Source organism: Streptomyces katrae, from assembly GCF_000966975.1.
In the GTDB taxonomy this organism is placed as follows: domain Bacteria; phylum Actinomycetota; class Actinomycetes; order Streptomycetales; family Streptomycetaceae; genus Streptomyces; species Streptomyces katrae.
Genome location: NZ_JZWV01000891.1, coordinates 1 through 2,803, shown reverse-complemented (window position 1 = coordinate 2,803; position 2,803 = coordinate 1). Strand labels below are relative to the sequence as shown.

The window sequence follows — 2,803 nt, the reverse complement described above, 5'->3', positions numbered from 1 at the left end:
CCGTGCCCGCCGACGCCCCCGACGCCCGCGCGCTGGCGGTCTGCGGCCCCCCGGTGCCCGGAGTCCGGATCGAGATCAGGCAGGAGGACGGCACGCCGCTGGAGGAGCGGCGGGTCGGCGAGATCTGGGTGAACAGCCCCTCCTTGATGCAGGGCTACTGGGAGGACCCCGAGGCGACCGCGACCGTCCTGCGCGACGGCTGGCTGCGCACCGGTGACCTCGGCTACCGGACCGAGGACGGGGGTCTGGTGGTCTGCGGCCGCGTCAAGGACATGATCATCGTCTCGGGCCGCAACCTGTACCCCGAGGACTACGAGCACGTGGCCGCCAAGGTGGAGGGCGTACGGCCGGTCTGCGCGGCCTTCGCGGTGCCGGACACCGAGCGGATGATCGTGGCCTTCGAGACCGCCAAGGGCTTCGAGAACCACGCGGAGCTGGCGGCCCTGGTGATGAAGCGGCTGCGCGAACACCTCGGTCACGCCCCCGACAAGGTGGTGGCCCTCGACAAGGGCGCGATACCGCGCACCTCCTCCGGCAAGGTCCAGCGCGCCCTGACCCGGGAGCGCTACCTGACGGGGAAGCTGCCGGTGCTGGCGGAACTCGCCCGCTGATCCCCCCGCCACTGACGCCGATCGCGGCCGCCCCGGACGGGGCGGCCACGACCGGCGTTCCGGCGCTTCGCCGGGGTCAGCGGCGACGGCGCACCACGAGCCGCGCACCCCGGGACGGGATCAGGGTGACGTGGTGCGCCTTCTGCTCCTCCGGGGCGGCCCGGTCGGGCCGGATCTCGTACCGCACGAGCACCTCGCGCAGGGCCACGGTCGCTTCGAGCAGCGCGAAACCGGCGCCGATGCACCGGCGGGCGCCCCCGCCGAACGGGATCCAGGTGTGGGCCGGCGGCTGGCCGTGGAGGAAGCGCTCGGGGCGGAACTCGTCCGGCTGGTGGTGGTAGGCCGGGTCCGACTGCACCAGACCGATCGCGGGCATCACCGTGGCGCCGGCCGGCAGCCGGTAGCCGCCGACCGTGAGCGGCTTCGTCAGCTGCCTGGCCACCTCGTACACCACCGGCTTGAGCCGCAGCGCCTCCTTGGCGACGGCCGTGAGGTACGCGTCGTCGCCCTCGTCCGCGGCTTGCTGCGCCCGCTTCAACTGCTCCGGCTGGCGGACCAGTTCGTGCAGCGCCCAGGCCAGACCCGTGGCCGTGGTCTCGTGCCCCGCGAGGAGCAGGGTGATCAGCTGGTCGCGCAGCTCCGCGTCGCTGAACCCGCCGCCCTCCTCGTTCTCCGCGGCCTGGAGCAGGCGCGACAGCACGTCGGTCCGGCTGTGCAGGTCCGGGGCGCGGCGCCGGTCGGAGATCTCGGCGTACAGCAGTTTGTCGAGCCCCCGCTGGAGGCCGATGTGGCGGCGCCACGGTCCGAAGCGCTGCAGGAGCGGGTAGGGGAGTCCGAGCAGGGTGACGGGGCCGATGTCGGCGATGCCGCGCACGAGCGGGCGCATGCGCTTCAGCCGGGCCTCGTCGGTCACCCCGAACACCACCTGGAGGATCACCTCCAGGGTCAGGGCCTGCATCCGCTCGTGGGAGCTGAACACGGTCCCCTCGGGCCAGCCGTCCACCTCCGCCCTGGTCAGTTCGCCGACCAGCTCCTGGTAGCCGGCCAGCGCCGCACCGGTGAACGCGGGCATCAGCAGCCGGCGGGACCTGCGGTGCTCGGCCTCGTCGGTGAGGAGCACGGAGTGGTCACCGAGGGCCGGTCCCATGATCGCGTTGCCCTCGCCCGCGTGCAGGACCTCCACCGGACCGCCGAAGACCGTCTTGATGTCCTCCTGCTTGGTGAGGATCACCAGGTGGCGGGTCGGCGTCGTGAGCCGGAGGGTGAAGACGTCCCCGTGCCGTCGCTTCAGCAACGGGAACAGCCGGTGGCGGTACTGGGCGAACAACAGGGTCTGGACCACCGCGGGCAGCCGCAGACCGGGCGGACGTTTTGTGATGCCGGTGACGGGCGCCGATATGGAGGTCGGCCGATCATCGATACCGCTGGTCATTGCGGAAATCCCCCTCGGTGAAAGAACTTCTGTGTCTCTTTCGCGTGCAATTGCCGGTCCCGACTCACGCTAGCAGCCGCAACGACCCGCAGGAATGGCGGAAGAACGGTTCCGGTCGCTAGGGTCCTGAAGTGCTCGAACTCATCCTTCCGACCGCCGTGGCATGCGCCGAGAGCTTTGCCGACGTACCCGAATCCACGCTTCTTCCCGAGGAATTGGAGGCACTCGGGACAGCGCGTCACGAAGGGCGCCGACGGGAGTTCACGACGGTCCGGCACTGCGCCCGAAGGGCCCTCGCGGACATCGGCGTACCACCCGTGCCGGTACTGCCCGGTGAGCGCGGGGCACCCGTGTGGCCGCACGGAGTGGTCGGCAGCATGACGCACAGCGCCGGGTACCGGGCGGCGGCCGTCGCACTCGCCGGCCACGTGCGGGCCGTGGGGATCGACGCCGAACCCCACGCGGCGCTGCCCGGACGGACACTGGGGGCGGTCACCCGCCCCGAGGAGCGGGAGGCGCTGGCGGCCCTCGCCGCCGACTTCCCCCAAGTGCACTGGGACCGGCTGCTGTTCTGCGCGAAAGAGGCCGTGTACAAGGCGTGGTTCCCGATGACGCGGCGCCGGCTCGGCTTCCAGGACGCCTCGGTCACATTCGATCCGGCCGGCGGGACGTTCCGTGCCGCCATGGTGGAAGCGACGGGGGAGCAGCCGCCCGCGCCCCTCGTCTACGAGGGACGCTGGGCGGCCGCCAAGCACCTGCT

Annotated in this window: 3 protein-coding genes and 1 pseudogene; 3 read left to right on the top strand and 1 reads right to left on the bottom strand. The window is 72.0% G+C overall.

The genetic code is table 11. From position 1 onward, the window contains the following. A partial coding sequence (locus VR44_RS28950) for an AMP-binding protein (protein ID WP_157880429.1) occupies positions 1-611 on the top strand: 611 nt, incomplete at its 5' end. Positions 612-687: 76 nt separating this feature from the next. Here VR44_RS28950 and VR44_RS28945 read toward each other — a convergent pair. Further along, positions 688-2,043 (bottom strand): cytochrome P450, encoded by a 1,356-nt coding sequence (locus VR44_RS28945; protein WP_094191977.1) that lies wholly within the window; start codon positions 2,041-2,043, stop codon positions 688-690. Between the two features lie 131 nt (positions 2,044-2,174). On the opposite strand from VR44_RS28945, the pseudogene VR44_RS47665 reads away from it, so the two are divergent. Continuing rightward, positions 2,175-2,399, top strand: a pseudogene (locus tag VR44_RS47665) (4'-phosphopantetheinyl transferase); the annotation flags it as partial. Between the two features lie 21 nt (positions 2,400-2,420). Continuing rightward, a partial coding sequence (locus VR44_RS47660; protein WP_245692399.1) for a 4'-phosphopantetheinyl transferase family protein occupies positions 2,421-2,803 on the top strand: 383 nt, incomplete at its 3' end.

Bases quoted from the DNA above. Each gene is read 5' to 3' on its own strand.
- VR44_RS28945 (WP_094191977.1), bottom strand. From the start codon at position 2,043: ATGACCAGCGGTATCGATGATCGGCCGACCTCCATATCGGCGCCCGTC.